Below are 18,862 nucleotides of genomic sequence, written 5' to 3' on the forward strand. Positions count from 1 at the left end.
GAGTTCTCACCAATCAACACAATTATAGGCGAACCTATTTTATTTAAAGTAAGAGTTGGGAAATATGTAGTGACATCCAGTCGATAACAAATTGCTCTCCAAACTCCTCTAACGAAGAAACTAACAGACCCTGCTACTTTTTAGGAGTATTTAATAAGTGGGTGGAGCCATTAAAAATCAAGTGAAATTAAATAAGTGGGCCCGTAAATGCGGGCTTTTCTAGCATCTTACTGGCGAACTAACCTCGTTGAGAATCTGGCACTCTGTCAATACGCCCATTCTTTACAACTTCCCAATAATATTCACAAACATCCCCTGGCTGTCGTAATCCAGCTGAGTGAGATCATCAGAGAAATCTGTAAAGTTGTAGCCCACCCCCAGCTTGAGGTGATCACCGATATGGCGATATAGGCCAATCAGAGCACCACTCTTGCTATCTTGGGCGTCTGGAAGGTCAAGCAGGCGGCCCTCGATCAACAGATCCCAGCGCTTTACGAAGTGCCAGTCTGCTCGTAGAACATAGAGGCTGGCACGGCTGTCGAAGAACTCAGGGTCTTCTCTATCGAGGCTTAATTGCCCAAGGCGATAGGCATATTTGGCTCCCAGAGTCCAGCGGCGGGTAAGATCATAGCTGGTATCCACAGAGAAAATATGGCTCTTCTGTATAAATTCAGCTGAGGTATTTTCCACCGTAACCTGGTCTTGAGTCGGTACATTATAAAAATAAGTGTATTTCAATAACGTATTCAGACGGTCGTGATTTACCGGGCGATAAGCATAGCCCATTACGGCTTCGGTAAATTTGCCATCATAAAACTCTCCCTGGGAACTTTTGCTGTCGGAATAGTTTAACTTACCCACCAAACGCCAATCCGGGTTGAGCTGATAACTCAGGGTATTTTTTAGCAGCCAGGTGTCCCGCTCAGATTCCGTTACGGTTTCTTCATCTAATGCCGTTTCCATAATATCGGTACGGTACTCAAGCGCAGTTGCCAGGCGAATAGTGTCCAGGCTATAGCCCATATTAAAGCCCAGGGCATTGCGCTCGGTTTTGGCACCAGTACGCGGATCTTCCAATGTGCCCGCCTCTACCGTGGTGCCGTAGGTCCAGCGGTCGTTAGGTGCCAGATCCATACCCAAGGCGTGTGTCAGGCCGGCGGAAACATCGCCGTGGCTGTAACGCTCCTCGCCGTACATACTCAAAGTATCGGAGTAGCGGCTGCGGAAACCGGTACTCATATTCCCCTTGCGCGCACGCACGCCAGTATCACTGCGCTCATTATCCAGGGTGTAATTGAGATAAACACTGGTTCTGTCGCTAACCAGGAGATCTGTGCCCAAACGTGCTGCCATACCGGTATCGCCGCTGGACAGTTCACTATCCATTGTGAGTCGATCGCTCACTCTATAGGCGCCTCCCAGGCCAACACGGTTATTTTCCTCTCGAGTACCGGTGACCTCCATAGTGTTCTGTACAAAACCATAAGCACTCCAGTTTTCACCGGAATCGTAACTGGCCTCCACTGCCATATCGGTGCGGTCACCCTGGGTTTGGGTGGCTGCAACAACTTCAGAGAAATCTTCACGGCTGTCCGTCCTCACTCCGGAGCTGAGCCGCCAGTGATCGTTAAGGCGATAGCCGAGCATCAGGTCTGTAGCACTGGTATGCAGCCCAAACTCCTCTTCCTTGCTATCCGCTTTGAGGCCCACATCAAAGCTCTCCCCAAGGGGTAGATTAATACCGGCTCCATACTGGGTGGTATCACCCTGTACAAATTGACCGGGACCGGAGAAACCTGCTTCCCGCTCCTGATGATAGAAATTCCCGGAACCGCGTAGGCTTTCAAAAAAATCCCCGATCTGCAGGCTACCCTCAACCTTGGTTGCGCCTGCTGTAGCTTCCGGGTCCAGGTTTTGCCCATCATCAAAAGTAAAACCGCCATCCAGAGAGCTAAAGCTATCCAGGTTACCGCCTTCGCTATCTGCGACTTCAACCTTTAACCAACTACCGGCACTTTTCCGCAGGGTGAGATCAAAGCCCTGGAGGGCCGTTTCATTATCATCCTCGTCCTGCTGAGTACCACTGATACCCAGCTTTACGTAATCCCCAAACCAATAGTGGGCGCGGCCACCAAATGCCAGAGTGTCCATCTCCTCAAAGCCGGGGGTATATTCGTAGCGGGCTACCAGGTACTGGGGGTTCCCGTTATAGGAACCATCCTGAATCAATAAATTATCATTGGCCAAGGCGGAAAGGGGCTTATTGAGTAAGATACGCCCCTGGATATAGTCGATATCGTAATCGATCACCGGAGAGAGATTTTTTACTCCTAAAACCAGGCCGGAATCCTTATCCCGCACTTCTATACGCAGACGCTCAGAGCCACTGAGAATATCCTGGTGACGAAGGGAATATAGTGAGCCGCCGGTACCACGATATTCATCGCGACCGGCAATAGTGCCGGGTTCCGCTCCAAAGGCATCTACCTGGAATCGCTTTTCCCCGAAGCTGGTCATGGCATCACTTTCAAAGTGGCCATTGGCCCCGTAAAGTGCCCGGTCTATTTGCGCCAGTTCGTTGTCAGAATAGGTCGCCTTGAAATTACCCCACAGGCCGTAGTCATCGTATTTGGATAACTTCACATAAAACTTGCCGGAAGTGGGCGCATCTTCAACTACCGTAGAATCATCACCGAAGGTGGGATAGTAAAGATCACTATCGAGCCGACGAAAAAGTGCATCCGGTGACTTTTCCATAAAATTGGAAAACAAATCATCGACAGGCCCCTCTTCCGTATCCGCACTGGCAGCCAAACGCCAACCCTCTCCAAAACCGCCGCTGGTATAAAACGCCAGACGACCATCGTAGCTTACAGAGTTGTCGTAGTGGGTTTCATCGCCCGTCACCAGGGCCGCGGGGCCATTGGTTTTATCGTAACCGACAGTTAGGTCGGCTATCCCTACGGTAAACCAGTCATTTTTAGCAAATTCCAGATCACGCAGGAACAGTTCACCATTGCCCTCTTCATCCAGGATTGCCACTTCTACAGTGTGCATACCAGGGTCAAAAATCTGTTCAGCAACGAATTGACCTTGATCATTTACCGGTACCGGATTGCCCGCCAGCCATACAGTATGGCCCGGCGGCACCTGAGCGCCGTTGACAAGCACACTATTGCCGTCCAGGGGAATATTTCTCCGTGCGAGGCGGTTCTCACCATAGCCCACCAGTAGCTCCTGGGCTATATCCACCTCTTCATCAGACTCTTCGATACTACCTACCAGCCACAAAGTTTGCTCAGCGGTTTCATCGAAGCGGCCTTTTTTGTCATAAACCCGCAGCACATAGTGGAGCTTTTTCAGTGGTGCCTGGAATTCAGTAAATTCTGCCTGCCAGTTCCCTTTTCCATACTGGTCTAACGGAACAATCGCAATGGGAGTATCGCGCAGGGATTGTTCCTCTTCAAACAGCCGTACTTCGGCCCGATCAACAAAAGATGGGTAATTGGTGTAACTGCGAAAAACTACACGATTCTCGCTAAGGTCAGTAACTGGATTATCCGCATAGCGAATGGTATTGGGCCACGCAGTGACATTTAGCCGTGGTTGCATTTTTTTGTTATCGAAACGGAATTGGATATTGGCACTATCCAGAGCCACGTCCGTACAGCGCTGCAGGTCAGCGGAGTTTTTATAAGGATCGTATTCCGGGCTGCCATCCACGGTAATACGCATCAAATTCAATGAGTAAGGATTATTGGCGATAGCCTCACGGTTAATGCGCTCGATTTCTAAGCGATCACTTTCTGCCAGTATCGCCAGCTCATCGTAGAGCACCTGCACTTCAACACGCGCTCCTTCCTCCTGGATAAAGCCGTTGGTCACCACATCGTCTGACTGCACATAACCACGCCCTTCAAACTCCACCTGTGCATCTTCGAGGCCAAGCAGTTCTTTTACCTGTTCCATTGCGCGTTGGGCACGGGCGCCAGATAAGCCAATATCATCCCCATAGACCATGGCCTCACGGCGATCCATACGCTTGTTTTCGCTATAGCCAATAAAACTTAAGCGCACATTGGCCTTGCTGGAAATTTCTGACATGGCACTGCGCATTTGCATCAGTTGCGACTGGGTAATGATGGGGTCGCCATTGTCAAAACGAATCGGTGCTACCGCACCGCGAAGGGATTCATAGGCAATAGTAATAGTTTCTGCGGCTGCAGCTTCCGGGCAGGCCTGCACGCCATCCGCTGTAACTTCCAACGGGTCGTCATACCAAAATTCCACTTCCACCCGCCGGTTAAGGGCACGACCTTTAGGTGTGTCATTTGCGGCAATGGGCTGGCTGGCTCCTTTGCCACTGCTAGTAATCATCGCATCTGGCAAGGCCAGTGCATCGCGCACGGCGAGGGCAACACGGCGAGCTTCACCGTGGGATTTTTCCAGGTAAGCTACCTGTTGATCTTCGGAACTTTGATTCACATCCAGCGGCAGTGCATCGGTGTGCCCAACAAAGTGCATTACCAGATTATTTTTATCTGCGAGATTTGACCGCACCTCGCCTAAACGCCGAATAAATGCTTCAGGCAAGTCTGTTTGTCCCGGCTCAAGGCGCAGGGGAATAACCAGGTTTTTCAAGCGTGCACGTTGCTCACTACCCGCAGTGTAATTAAGTCTACACACTGTTTCCTGGCGGCACACTTTTACTCGATTCAATGCCAAAGCTTCTGCTCGGGCACGTGCAGCCATGGCTTCCTCGTCTAGTGCGTCATAAGTCACCTGTACCTGAATACGACGATTTAATTCCCGCCCCGCGGTGGTGATATTATCGGCAATCGGCTCTACATCACCGCGACCTTCCACCACTATCATTTCTTCCGGTAATTCCAGCGCTTGCTGGAAGAAATCTGCAACAAATTGAGCACGAGCCAGGGTAAAATCTTCCTTACTCTCGAAATCTGCCACCAGTTCTTTTTGCATGGGATCAGAATCAGTATGGCCGATAAAGTACAATTTGAAGTTCGGCGTCTCTCCCAGTTCGTTTAATTTTGCCCGCAATAACTCCACAGTTTCTGCCGGAACCTCGTCATCCACTGTGTAAAACGATATTGGTTCAATAAAGTCTTCTACAATAATCGGGTCAAGCGGTGGAATAAAAGTGGTGGCATCCTGCAGCCATTGATTAGTAGGTGCACGCAGCAACATACCTTCGGTATTACTACCGATAGACGTTTCCTCAAACTCAACTTCGGGCCCTTCCACTTCCGAAGCCAAGCCGGGAATTTTCTGCCATACCTGCCACCAGCTTGCTTCCTGGTACTGAGTGTCCTGCGCTGCAGCTTTCTCTTGACCTTGCACGGGAAGAGTTAAAGCCAGGGCAATCGCTGTGGCAAGACAGTGTTCGCGACGACGGAAAGTCCTGGTCATTGTTTCCATTGAGCTACCAGAGCTGCGTAACCGACCCATATTGCTGCGCTTGACCGAGGACATTACTCCAATCCTCCCTTACTGGGCGGCGCTCCACGCCGCCAGAACACTTCAGTCTCAATATTCAAGTCGTAGTCGCCATTACTACGCGCCCACTCATCGGCAATCTCTGCCTTGATCGTTTGCAAACGCTCTTCCACCAGATCCGGATCTTCATTTTCCGCAAGGTAGGACAGGCGCAATACTGATGGAGCTTCACTGAGTTTTTCCAACAACAGCTCAATACGAGACTGCCACTGGGGACGCAACTCAGTAGAGCCCGGCTCAAATACCGCCTCGGCCATATCCAGGCGTACTACCCGATGCAAGCTGGCACCGAAGTTAAACTTCACCATCTTGCCTCGAGTTGCACGCATCACCCGCGGGTTTTCAGTAGTGAGACGATATCCGCTAGGCAAGCTGCGGTCGTCGAGCTTGAGCACAAAATTGGAACCGCGATCAGCATTTGGTACTACTGCACAGGTGATATGGAATCGCCCGTGAGCATCAGCTGTGGCATTTAAGCCGGTTGCAGTAACTACCCTTGCTCCAGGAAGGCCACCCTCACCGGCATCCTGGTAGCCGTTCATATTTTTATCATCGAAGACTTTGCCGATGACATCAGTGCAATCGAAAGTGGGGTCCGGCACCACGCGCACCGTGGCTGAGGCTTCACCGGACGCAACCTGGCCGGAGAGCTGGTTAAACATACGCGCGCGGTTGACATACTTACCCTCGCCTACACCGGAGCCGACTACCAGCAATAGTTTCAGTTCACGTGTTTGCTCGGCTTCCACACGCAGATCGGACCAGATCAGCTGTAGCCCATTCATCACCGGCTCCACTGGTTCGCCATCCATGCGCGCCGAACCAGCTACGTATTTAAAGCCTGCGGGGAAGAAGTCCACCAGCTGCAAATCCGAAAGCGGTATAGGCAAGGTATTGCCAAAGGTAATGGTGTAAGGCACCAGCTGGCTTCGGGTTACATTCAACATCGCCGCAGTTTTGGTAATGGAAAGTGCACCTTCCAGGTGCGGGTCCATGGCGATATGGTTATTGAACAGCTGGCTGTCTCCTGGAACCTGATCATCGTCCAGTGTCAGGCGCAGGTAATAGTCGGTAGCTGTATCGCGTGCTTCTATATCCAACGGTGGGAGCGCTGGAGATAGCTGTACTTCACAATGCTGAGCCGTGCCAGGAATCATATCGGCATTGCTGCCGAGGCACGCACCCACATCGAAGCCCGCAGTTTCCTCATTGGTCTGTGCAGGAATTACCAGGGATTCACTACCGACATAATCCTCATCGGCAATCTCCACTTTAATCAGGTAATCCGCATTGGCCGGGCAAGCGGCGTCATCGAAATTAATATCGAATTTGTAATAACCACCTGCACGGGTTACTTGCCCCTGCTGCTTTTTATCATCGAAGCAACGATCCGGCAGCTCCTGACCAGAGCTGGCGCGCAGCATAGTCAACGTAGCTCCGGTGATAGGAGCACGCAGAATAGAGTTATAAATCACTCCATTAGGCGTGAGCGGCAGGTTCAGGTCTTGCGGATTGGCTCCCGACTCCACAAAGATCTCGCTGATACGCTGAGGACCATTGGTAAAATCAGAAACCGGATTACCCAGGGATGCTGTTTTTTCGCCGGCATCTGGAGCGGTGTAACGCATCTCATAACTGAGTCCACCATAGCTATTAGGTACTAGCCCCTGAAATTGGAAGTAGCCATTTTCATCGGTCTGAATGGTTTCCAACAATGCGTCATTGAAGTAGAGATCTACGGCCCAGTTCAACAATAACCGTTCATCCATATCGACTTGGTTATTGAAGTTCACATCGTGCCACAAGTAGCCTGCCAGATTGGCGATTCCCGGTGTGCCACCAACATCAAGAGCAACGCTGGCCTGGTTGGTTGAAGGTGGGTCATTCCAATGCACTTCCGCGGTGTTCAACACCGTATAACCAATTTCCAGGTTATCGGAGAGCTTGGCCTGGAAACGCAATACAGCACTTTCACCCGGTAACAAATCTCCATAAATAGCGGAGTAATCTGCAGTAATTACGGTACCGGCTATGCTGACTCCATCTACCTGACCATTAAGCATGGCGGAGTCTGTAACATAGGTAAGGACACCATCGCCAGCAACCATAAGATCATCAGTAATACTCACCATGGTCGCCGGTACACCACTGATATTTTCGATGGTCACCAGGTATTCAAGCACCACACCAGCTTCTGCTGCGCCGCCACCGACAACAGCAACTTCTTTTACAATCGACAACAGCTGCGCATCGCCCACAACCACAAGTGTCGGCTGTGCACCATTGGCCGGATTGCCATCCGCGTCAGTGAGTACCAGTGGCAGCTCCTCTGCGGTAACGCTGCCCTGATTGCTGATCACAGTACCCCTGGCAGCATCCACATTCACCATCACATCAAAAGTTACGGTGGCAGTTTGTGCAGAAGTAATCACACCCTCATTGGCACCCGGCAAGGGTGGCGTTAGGTCATCCGAAGCTACCGGCAATTCAGTATTTAAAAGCGACATACCACCGGCGTTATCAGCGACAGCCATACCATTTAAGGTGGTGCTGCCGGCAACATAAGTGGTATTTGCGGGCACTTGGTCAGTGAGTGCCACCTGCAGTGCATCAACGCCCCCCATATTGGATATTGCAATGGTGTAACGCAGTACATCACCGGGATCGACAATCCCCATAGAGATATTGTCCACGGCAATTGCCACCGTTTTATGAGCGATTAAAAGGGGAACATCGCCAACAATATCTATAGTCGGGTCGTTGGGAGCATCTGTAGCAGGGTCATCCGATGGCGCTTCATCGAAGGGTCCACTGCCTGCACCTTCGCCATTAACAAAGCCTTGGTTGGAAATTATGGTACCGTCATTGACATCATTAATGGTGACATCAAAGGTGATTACAGAAGCCACGGCGCCAGTTGCAGTTGCAGTTGCACCAATAAAGCCATCGGCCTGGCCAGGTGTATGAATACTCATACCAGCTTCAAGAGGCGAAGCACCACTCACATCTGAAAGCGCTGAACCGTTCAAGGTCGTAGAGCCAGCTACATAGGTGGTATTCGCCGGGATCTGGTCGCGCAACATCGCATTAACGATATTTTCGTTACCGGCATTTTCCACGCGAATGGTATAGCGCAGGGTATCCGCCACCATCAGTAAATCCGGGTCACCGGTGATATCTGCTGAGGTTTTGTGAATCACCAGCAGTGGCTCGGACTCAATTAATATCTGGGTAGGATCTTCATCATCCGCAACGTCAGGGTCGTCAGTACCGTTGATATTGGGATCATCACTGTTTTTCAGCAGCTGACCAGGCAATTGCACCTGAGCCTGGTTCAACACCGGCGTACCGCTGTCGATCACAGCTGCCAAAGTGACCTCGTATACCAGCTGAACAGAATCACCAGTATTTCCTGTGGCCGCCAAATCCAGGTTTTTCACCTGTAAAAAGCCGCTGCCGTGTGTGCCAGCAGACGCATCAGAGTTACTGCTATCGCTACCCATCGGCGCTGTCACCAGTTGTAGTGAACCCGACTGGAACAATGGCAGGCTGTTCAGGCGACCCAGATCATCAGTAATTTCAATACCACTAACATCTGCACCACTCAGGTTGGTAAGCGTGAGTGTATAGCGCAGTACATCTGCCGGAGTGGCCAAAGTTGCCGGATTTTCTGCACGGGTAACATTCTCAACGGTTTTGTAGAAAGTTACCTTGGGCACAGAGGCGCTTACGGTATAGGCATCTTCGTGATCGAGTACGCCTGGCGTGCCATCAGTGGGCGCCGGGCGTGTGTACTGGCGAGCTTCCGGTAAGCCACTATCCCAACTGTGCCAGAGTTCCACACCGGCAATATTGGTCAGTGTATCGCCATCGATGGTATCCACGTCCAGGGTGGCATCGTAACTCAACAACAGGTGGTGGTCCGCAGCCAGCATAGCCGCCGCACCCATGGAGGTGATCGTCAGAGTGCAGCTGGCTTCATCAAAAACCGTATTAAAGTCAGTTCCTGCTACCAGAGTGGCAACCGCAGTGCCTGCACCATCAATAATTTGCGCAGCAAAATTATTCGGAGGAGTTTCACACATACCACCGGGATCTTTATCCGGCAGAATATCGGTCACTGTAATATCCCATGCGGGGCCAGTGCCAACATTGTGAAGGTCGAGGGTGAAGGTACCTGGCAATCCAGACTGCACACTGGCAGGGCCGGTTTTAGTCAGAGTGATGGCCGTTGGCTCCACTACCTGCATATCAAGGGTCGTGTTTCCGGCACCGGCACCCTGCCCCGCGGCCGCATTGTCATTGTCGTAGTTATAGCTGTAGCTGGCGCTATTATTAAATGCCAACCCATCCACATTGGGTGGATTGCTGTCGCGCAGGCGCAGAGTCACATCAATAACCACCTGTTCACCCGCCGGTACATCAATGCCGCTAGTGGCATCGGCAATGACCAGCGCAGTGCCTGATCCACTATTTTCTGGAGTGAATACGTTGCTGCCCGATACTTTTGCCGCGCCGACAAATTCCAGGTCGGCTGCAGAAGTACTCAGGTCCATCAGCACACTGACATCGTGCAGGGCTGTGGGCTGCACGGTTTCCGGAATAGTGATGCGGTAATTAAACGGTTCGCCAATCGAAGATGCCGGCTGGGTATTTTCAATCAGCAACGGCGCTGCATTGGGCGTATTGAACTGCACACTGACTGGTGCTGTAGGACCGTAGTCCTCACGCATATCTGTGGTAACCGCGGTCGCACCCAGGGATGGCAAATTATCGTCATCCAATGAGTAATACAGCTCGACATAAGCGGCATTTTGCAGATTGAGACCTGCCCCCAGATTGGCATCTGCCTGAACGCGATACACCATCTCCAAAGCCTGGCCAGGATTAATGGCATAAACTGTGCCCGCAGAGAAATCCCAAACTGCCGCACCAGTGGCGTTGTCAAAAGTCGGGGCAACAATAGTTGCTGCAGCGCCATTCACAGTAATGGACTGCACATTGACACCGCCCTGGCGCAGGCCAATGGGGATCATGTCGCGGAAGACCGGATCGTAGGCCGGCGCTGATCCGTTATTGGTAATCGTTATGGTGTAATCGACAATATCACCGGCAGACAAGGTAGTGCCGCCAGCAGGGGTAGCGCTGATTGCCGCAATGAGATCCGGCTGTAACAGGTCCAGGGTATCACTATCATTTCGCAGCTCGGCACCGGCGGCGGCATCGAAAGTGAATTCCACATTATTGGTTAGCGCTGTATTACTGGCCGGCCAGGGGTGTACGTCCTTATTCAGAACCCTTGCCTGATAGCGAAGTATAAATTCATCGTTAGTGAGATTGTTATCACCACTGTTGATCAGCTGTGCAATATTCCAGCTCAGTGTTGTCGGGCCGGTAGCGGGATCACCGGCCTGCACAGGTTCGGCAATATCGTTATGAGCAAAGGGTGCCGCCGATGCGAAGGGTGCAGTGGTAACGCCATTAATTGATTGGGTACCTACAAACACCATCCCCTGTGGCAGGGTATCGACAATTAAGGTATTGGGAGCGGTGCCCTCTGGCAGGGACAAACGCAGCTCGTATTCCACCAAGTCACCGACACGCAGCTGTGCATCTGCACTACCGTAACTGTCGTCAACGCGGGTTTTACTGATTGTGCTGTCATTGGCAGCGGTTAGCTGAGCGGCAATATTTTCCAACACATAATCATTCAAGCCACCAATACCATCGGCACCGTTTCGCTCGTAGGGGCTACTGTTATCCTCATCCAGGCTGGTCCACTCAATACGGGCAGAGGCAGACAGCGAGGCTTCAGCCAGCACTTCATCCAGCACCAGCACATCAAATACCAGTAGGCTGTTAGTGCCAGCAGCGATATCCAGGTCGCTGTTTACGCGATTCCACTCCAGTAACTGCGCAGCATTAATACCATCCCCACTCACAGTAGGATCAGCCTGGGCGACACCGGCAAAGATCACACTGCCCGGAACAAATGCCAGGCCAAGGGACAACTGCTCCCTGACCAACAAATCGTAAGCAGCGGCGTTTTCCGGATTACCTGCGGCGGTGAGATCCAATGTGAAACGCAGGATATCGCCAGCATCCGGGTCGTTACCAGGGTTAGTCTGGTTAGCCACAGAATTTGTCGCAGACAAATCCGGCTCCACGATAGTTAAGGTCGGTGCAGTACCCGTGCCACCGGCTTGAATCACACCACCGCTTGTAGCGGCATAGGAATAGCTGGCTTCATTATTGAAATTATGACCCGCCTGTGCCGTTGCATTGTTTGCAACCCGGGCACGCAACTCGAAAATAGCGACAGCACCAGCCGGAATAATATCCAGGGTCAGGGCAATATTGTTGTTAGTGGTGTTATCGGTAAATGCACGGCCATTAATTTCCTGCAGCTGGATCAGCTCCAGGCTCGGGTCCAGTACATCGGTAATTACCACATCATAGATGGCCGATGTGGTTGCACTACCTGGAACCTGTATACGGTAAACCACTTCCTCGCCCACCGCTGCCGTAGCAGCACTCTGCAGAGTTTTTTGCGGCGCAGTGACTGTGGTGGCGACAGTTCCCATCGGATAGGGTGTACCCAGTGGAACAGGAGCGTATTGCTCTCCGCTTTTTGCCGGCAGTGACCAGAATTCATTGACCGTGAAGGTATTTACCCAGTTTTCGCCACCGCCAATATCAGTATAAAAGCCAATTTCGTAATTGATATCCAGGCAGGCTCCCGCTTCGACAGGCACCAGGAAAGTGAACTGCATATCGTCGCCACGATTACCTGGCGCTGTGTAGGTGTACTCGGTGCCCTGTGTGAGGAGTGTGCCATCCAAAGTGACCTGCAGATTTGCGATGGAGGCCTGGTCCATCTGAGTAGCCAGGTCATCAGTCAAAGACAGATCGTAGGCTGGCGCCAAACCGGAGTTACAGGCGTGCAGAGTAAACTGCATCACATCGTTGGCCGGGTCCACATTCATATGGGAGCTTGGCCAGGTAGCGTCCGTTTTTGTCAGGCTGTCGATCACCGGCTGCAATATCGTAATGTCGGCACTATCTTGCAAGGTACTGACAGCGCCGGTGTAATTAAGCACGGCTGTATTGGTCAGGGTCGCAGTCGGCGCTGCAATACCCGAACCCGCCACTACTTTGGCGGTGTACTCGATAACAAATTTATTGGTATTGCCGAAGTTGCTGAGGATATCTCCCAGGTTCCAGGTGACCGTACCTGTGTCCCCTGCTGCGGGCACAGCAATGGCTGAATAAACAAAATCATTCAGGTTGTCGTCGTAGGGCGCAGCAGTATCACCATTCACACTGACAATGGAATTAAATTCCAATCCGCTCGGCAGTGCATCATTAATAGTCACTGCCGGTGTCGTACCCGCTTGCAGGTTCAGGGCCAGTTGATAGGTAACCGTATCGCCAACCCTCAGCGTGCCTACTACAGAAGCGGTATCAGAATCTGCAACAACCGTTTTCACAATACCGGTGTTGTCCACAGTATCGATACTGGCTTCAGCCGGACCCTCACAGTAATCGTCTGGTGCGGATACTGCCGGGCAGCCGTCACCATCACGCTCGTAAGCCAGCTGGTTAATGCTGCTGTCGTCGAGGGACGTCCAGTCAAGCATTACGCTGTTGCTAATCGGCGAACCAAATACTCCTGTTACCTGGGTTCGATAGGTAATAACTAAAGTTTCACCAAGCTGCAGGTCCAGAGTGTTATCGCCATTATCACGCCCCCAAACCAGAGGGCCAGTGGGTGCTGCCGCAGGTGTTGCAACAAAACCAGTAACTACACCACCATTAATTAATGCAGTTGGGGTAAAGCTGCTATCAAACTGCAACTCCGATGGCAGTGAATCCACTAAATTCAAATCAAATGCCGCAGCAGTAGATGCGGGATCATGGGCAACGGTAATCACATACTCCAGTACATCGCCACCCACCGGTAAATTGCCGGGGTTAGTCGCATTGCTGACCGCTTTATTGATAGTAAGTAGGGGTTCTACCACCGTAACTGCGGCGGTATTGTCATTTAAGTTTTCTGTCGCCCCACTCTCACCGTTACTATATGTCAACGCCGCACTGTTCTGACGCGTGTCACCATTATTGGTCGCAAGGTCATTCTCCACGCGAGCGAAATAAGTAATTCTTACTAAGGGGTCCAGAGTACTGCCGGCAGTATCATTTTCACTGGCAGTATCGACTGTACCAATATTCCATACAGCGTTACCGGAAGTATTATCAGTAGGGAAACTGTTGAATACCCCCTCAGACGGGGCCGCACCATTAATGGTTTCAATACCTACAAAATCATAGGTAATATCGAAATCTGCATTGTGGCTCAGTACATAGCCTTCCGGGCTGCCGAGCTGGTCGGTAATCACCACATCCCGGCTGATACCCTCCGGCAGGCGGATTTCCAATTGGAATTTTTTATGCGCACCTATAGTAGGAACTACAGTGGGCTCAAGATCGGTTTTAACCAACTGTAACGCTGGCACCTCTGTCTGGGCACTAGCTGTAGTTTCGTAATCGTTAATCGGATCGCCGGTATTGGGTAACACACCAATACGCATACCATCGTCTGCACCATCGGTGCCGATAGAATTACTGCTGTTTAAAGCAATATCATTGCCCGGCAGGGACTGCCAGCGGGATTGGATGGTGTTATCCAGGATTTCATGGGGCTCAACGCCCTGCTCTACCCGGACATCAAATGTAAAGGTTTTAGTCTCGCCTACAGCAATGGTGTAATCCGTATTGCTGCGATTCCAGCTGAAGATGGGCGCATTGGCTCCGATAGTAGTGACATCGACAACCTGAGGCGGATCAGTACCACCGATATTGCCCAGGTAAACCAGCTTGGTGCCTGTGAGATCGTCGAGCACATGTAGATTGTAAGCTGCCGCAGTACCAGTATTTTCTGCCGTTACAGTAACGGTAAGAATGTCATCTGCATCGCTATTGGGTACAGCGAATGACTTCGTCAATTGAATATTTGGACCCTGTACATTAATTGTATGAGGATCAAAATTTGTCGCGACTGGATCGGCCCCAAATGCGGGTCTATAAGTCATTTGCGCCACGCCGGTTACCTTGGGGTTTACCAAAGTAGTTGCGTGAGGCGTAAAGGCATTGTTTTCCACTCGAGCAATAAAAGTTAATTCAACAGGCACTAATCCATCAGGATATGTAGTTCGATCAAAAGATAACAGATGCTGGTTACCATAGCGCCACTCTACATAGTCATCGGTACAATTGACTTGAGGTACAGTCGGATCACCGCCAGTAAACCAGTTAGTATCTGGAATGGACCTCAAATCCAGCGCATCTGCTTCAATACAACTCAATCCATCCGGAAGATCATCACGAAAAGTAAAGTCAATTAACCGGGACGCAGGCACCTTACCGGTTAGCCGATATCGTATCTCCTCACCAACAACTACATCATTATTTCTAGGGTCTCCAAGTGATAGCTCAATAACCTCTTTAGGTTCTGTTTTTACATCAATGATGGTCATGGTGGCATCATCAGAACCACAGTACCCACTACCATCAATGCAATAAATCCGGGCACCACCTAACGCCGGAGAGGCGGGCCGAACCGGAACCTGCCCATTTGTATCTGGATGATTGGTGTTTCCAATGGTTGGATTACTTTGAGAACCCGCCAGTCCTTTTAGACTGTCATAGCGGAATATACTTGCAGTATTCTTAAAGGACTGATTCGGTACAACGGTTCGATGAGGGCTAACACGGTAATAAAAATCAATGCTATCCGATTCGTTGACCTGTTCTAATGCTACTGAATGATCATAAGAAAACGTAAGGTATGCACGAGTGCCATTTTCTAAACAGTGTGGAGATGCCTCAGGATCATTGGGGTCATAGCTATAATCATTACGACCAACACCTGTGCCGACAAGACCAAAATCACCTTCCGGTGTATTCTGCAGGCCATCGGTTGCAAGTGGCCATACACACATTTGAGCGCTTGCTAGCTCATCAGTAATTACAACATCGTAGGCTGGCGCTGCACCGGGACCAGCGGCTTGATTATTTTCGACAGTAATTCGATAAACGAAGTCGTCGAATTTGCTACCAGATACGGTGTCTTCCCAGCTACAGTTATTAATATTTCCATTGACTTGACTAAAATTACAAACTTTTTTGGAAATATTTAGGTTAGGCTCCGTTACCGTAAGTTCTGCGGTCCAATCCTGCCATTGAGGATAACCTGGATATTCAGTATTACAGCTGGCATTCTTCGAGCAGCTAGAATTATCAATCGTAATCTGTTCTGTAGTTGAGGTACCCGTACCGCTCTTAAAATATGCAGTAAAACGTGCGCGACCATAATCGGTACTTGTATCACCATGAATAGTCGGCCCGGAAACTGCGTCCTCATCTTTATTTAGTAGCCGAGTTGTCATATTGGCAAGAAACCATTGTCCCCGCTTGTCGACGGCGTAAGAACTACCATCACTAACATTCCACTTTAAGCCGGAATCAGAGAGTAAGGTTCCTGGAGTACTGGTAAAGCTTGTAATAGTGTCACTACAATCTGTCCTGGTTGGATCTGGGAAAGTTGCATCGGCACAGGAAGAGAGTTGCTGATGATTTATATATCCCTGATGACCATCTCGCCCATTAAGACCACCAGGAGTCTCATCAGCTATTTCAATTCCACCAACTGCGATTAGGTTATAACCTGGTGTTTCAAACCCAAACCAGCCACCGGCATACACTTCGAAGTCGCACTCCTCACCAATCAAAATCTCGGACTCAATCGAAGGCCTATTAGGCAACTCGTTACAACTCCCCGGCACATGCCGTTTCAACAGGTTGAAGCCTAACACCTTGCCACGCATAGCATCCAAAGAATAGTTATTTGCCTGCTGTTTTACCGGGTCGGTTCCAGGATTAACTGCTTCGGGTGTTGGGTAGATTAATGGCCTTTCATCGTCGAGGGTTATCTCCCCAATCAAATCCACACGAAATGTTAGATCATCAGCCTCCAAACCTGTACTGCTGGTATTTTTCTCTACAATAAAAGTAATATCCCCAGTACTGCCGCTTTGGGCTCTCAGAGTACCCAGCCCATTATCAATTGAACAGAGATAGACACTTGCATCAGCGGGGATTGGTGGGATGTTATTATCAGGCGGCGGCAGCTTCCAGATAGGTATTCCAGGGTTAGCACCTGATGGATGGGTAGTGCTTGGATGAAGTGGGGGATTAGCAACTGCAGTACTGCTACAACCATTCGGCACGCCTACAACATTCATGGTCGCACCAAAAGACACATAGGCATAGTAGTGGTCTGCTCTATCTCCCCCCTCATTTGTGATTTCAAAAGTCAGATCAGTAGTGCCATTATCACGCACTATATGTAGTGCCGCAGGTATATTAACATCCAGGTCTTCTGGCCAGGCATCAAAGTTAGTAGTTTCAGTTACAATTGCGTTATTAATATTACAGAAATTATCGAACTCAACATCCACTTTATGTTGAAGTGTTTTTCTATAATTAGTATCTGGCTCACTTGGCCCTTCATCGAGATTTGTTTCTAGATCAAAGGCTTCAGGGTCAATTAGAATAATTCCAAAAGTAACTTCAACCCAATCACCGTGACGCAGGATATCTACTTGCGCACCATCACCATTTGCTTGACCATCCCCCTTCAAGGAAAACTTCGGAGCTTTAAGATTTGTATCACCAAGATTTGATTGATCGGGAATCAAGGTGACTGGATTATCCCAATTTACGCCGTCCTCTCCAGAGTCAATACGCCCCGGATAATCGTTACCCCCTCCACCATTACGGCGATTCACTCGTGGAGAATATGTCGGGTCCATAACATATTCAGCTGGAAGGGTATTCAATAACCGAATTCCGCTCACCGTATGACCAGTATTATTATCTACCCGGATAGTAATCGTACCGCGTGACCCTGCCCTGCCACTAGTTCCCTGGGCATTACGAATAGTTGTAGTAATATCCAAGTCCGTTGGACTTTGGTTGCTGAATAGATAGGCAGATTGAGAGGCCGGTGGCGCCTGTCCCCAGGCATGGGTAATGCCGCCTTTCGGATCACCTACCGGAACATCACATCCCCATTCAAGGCTTCTAACTACGTTAGTTTGACGCTGACTATTGCACGATCCATCTATCTCCCCCGAAAAAAATATCGAAACTGTTCCATTAATGGTAGGTAAGTTAAATTTCAACCCTGCCGCATCAATCCCTACCAATTGGTTACCAACATCATCTATTCGCTGGCAACTACCTTGCGGCGAACCATCAACTACGGAGCTAATTGCATCGACTCTTGAGAAACACGCCCACTCCAGGTCAGAGGCTCCATTTAAAGGTGCTAACAAATCTTCAAATTTTACAGCCTCCAGCTCTCGAGAGCCGCTGTTCACTGTGACTTCCCAGACAACGCCATCATGTTCGTGACCATACGCTGTGGAATCACCAAATGTCGGTATCAAAGCCCCCGAGTTAGTATCGAAACTCCTTACCGACTTTGATAGAGATGGCGTTGGCTGTTCAATAGTGAGAGTTTGGCTATCGCTTTGCTGCTGAATTGTGGCACTGCCACAAGCCGAGTAACGTGCGGTGGCTGTAATACCCAGTGGCAAATTCAGCTCTGCTAAATTTTCCTCCTCACCAGGACGACTACGTACATTAAATTCCAGCTCTACAAATTCACAGTCATTGTCAAACACATCGTTATCACTACATATCTGTGGCCTAAAAATTGGATCTTCCACTGATCCCGGTAAGTCCTTGAATGTAAATGAAGGGTTATCATCACCATCAGCTGGAGCAGAAGAAACAAAGTCTGTATCTGGTTGTCCTGTAACTCGCAAACCTCCCGCATACTCAAGTCGGGGGTTGTTCAGATTTAGATCTAAAGAGAGGTTGCGCAGTGGCTCATCCGTTGGGTTACGTAAGCGCACACGGACTGTTCCTGTACCACACAATTCACAGTGGCTATCGCTTGCAATTGCTACAACCTCTGATATGAAAGGTACGGGGCACTCTTCTGTAGCTAGGGCATTACTCGCTGCAAATAGAAAGTAGGCACTGATCAAAATCAGACCAGTAAGCGAGTTCTTCCAAAATTTCCGCCCAATTACTTCTGACATCATCGTCACTTATAGCCGCCACTTTTCTATTTCAAAACCCTTGACAATGCCCAAGAACACTGCCGCCGAACAGACACAGTCCGGTGCGCGAACTTTAAATACAGGGCGAAAAAGTGGCCGTGAAGCAGGTCATAAATAACAGTCAGGTAAGGGAACTTTTTTGGGGATTGCCA

2 protein-coding genes are annotated in these 18,862 nt (G+C 50.0%); both read right to left on the bottom strand.

What is annotated here, in order from left to right; all coding sequences use genetic code 11:
- Positions 1–282 precede the first annotated feature (282 nt).
- A complete protein-coding gene (locus tag G367_RS0111055) occupies positions 283–5,493 on the bottom strand; it encodes an OmpA family protein (RefSeq protein WP_020413194.1) in 5,211 nt (1,736 codons plus the stop codon).
- On the bottom strand, positions 5,493–18,689 hold the full coding sequence (locus G367_RS23675; protein ID WP_020413195.1) for an isopeptide-forming domain-containing fimbrial protein: 13,197 nt from the start codon (positions 18,687–18,689) through the stop codon (positions 5,493–5,495). Before G367_RS23675 ends, G367_RS0111055 begins: the two co-directional genes overlap by 1 nt.
- Positions 18,690–18,862: the final 173 nt, after the last annotated feature.

It is taken from the genome of Microbulbifer variabilis ATCC 700307 (assembly GCF_000380565.1).
GTDB lineage: Bacteria > Pseudomonadota > Gammaproteobacteria > Pseudomonadales > Cellvibrionaceae > Microbulbifer > Microbulbifer variabilis.

Bases quoted from the DNA above. Each gene is read 5' to 3' on its own strand.
- G367_RS0111055 (WP_020413194.1), bottom strand. From the start codon at position 5,493: ATGTCCTCGGTCAAGCGCAGCAATATGGGTCGGTTACGCAGCTCTGGT.
- G367_RS23675 (WP_020413195.1), bottom strand. From the start codon at position 18,689: ATGTCAGAAGTAATTGGGCGGAAATTTTGGAAGAACTCGCTTACTGGT.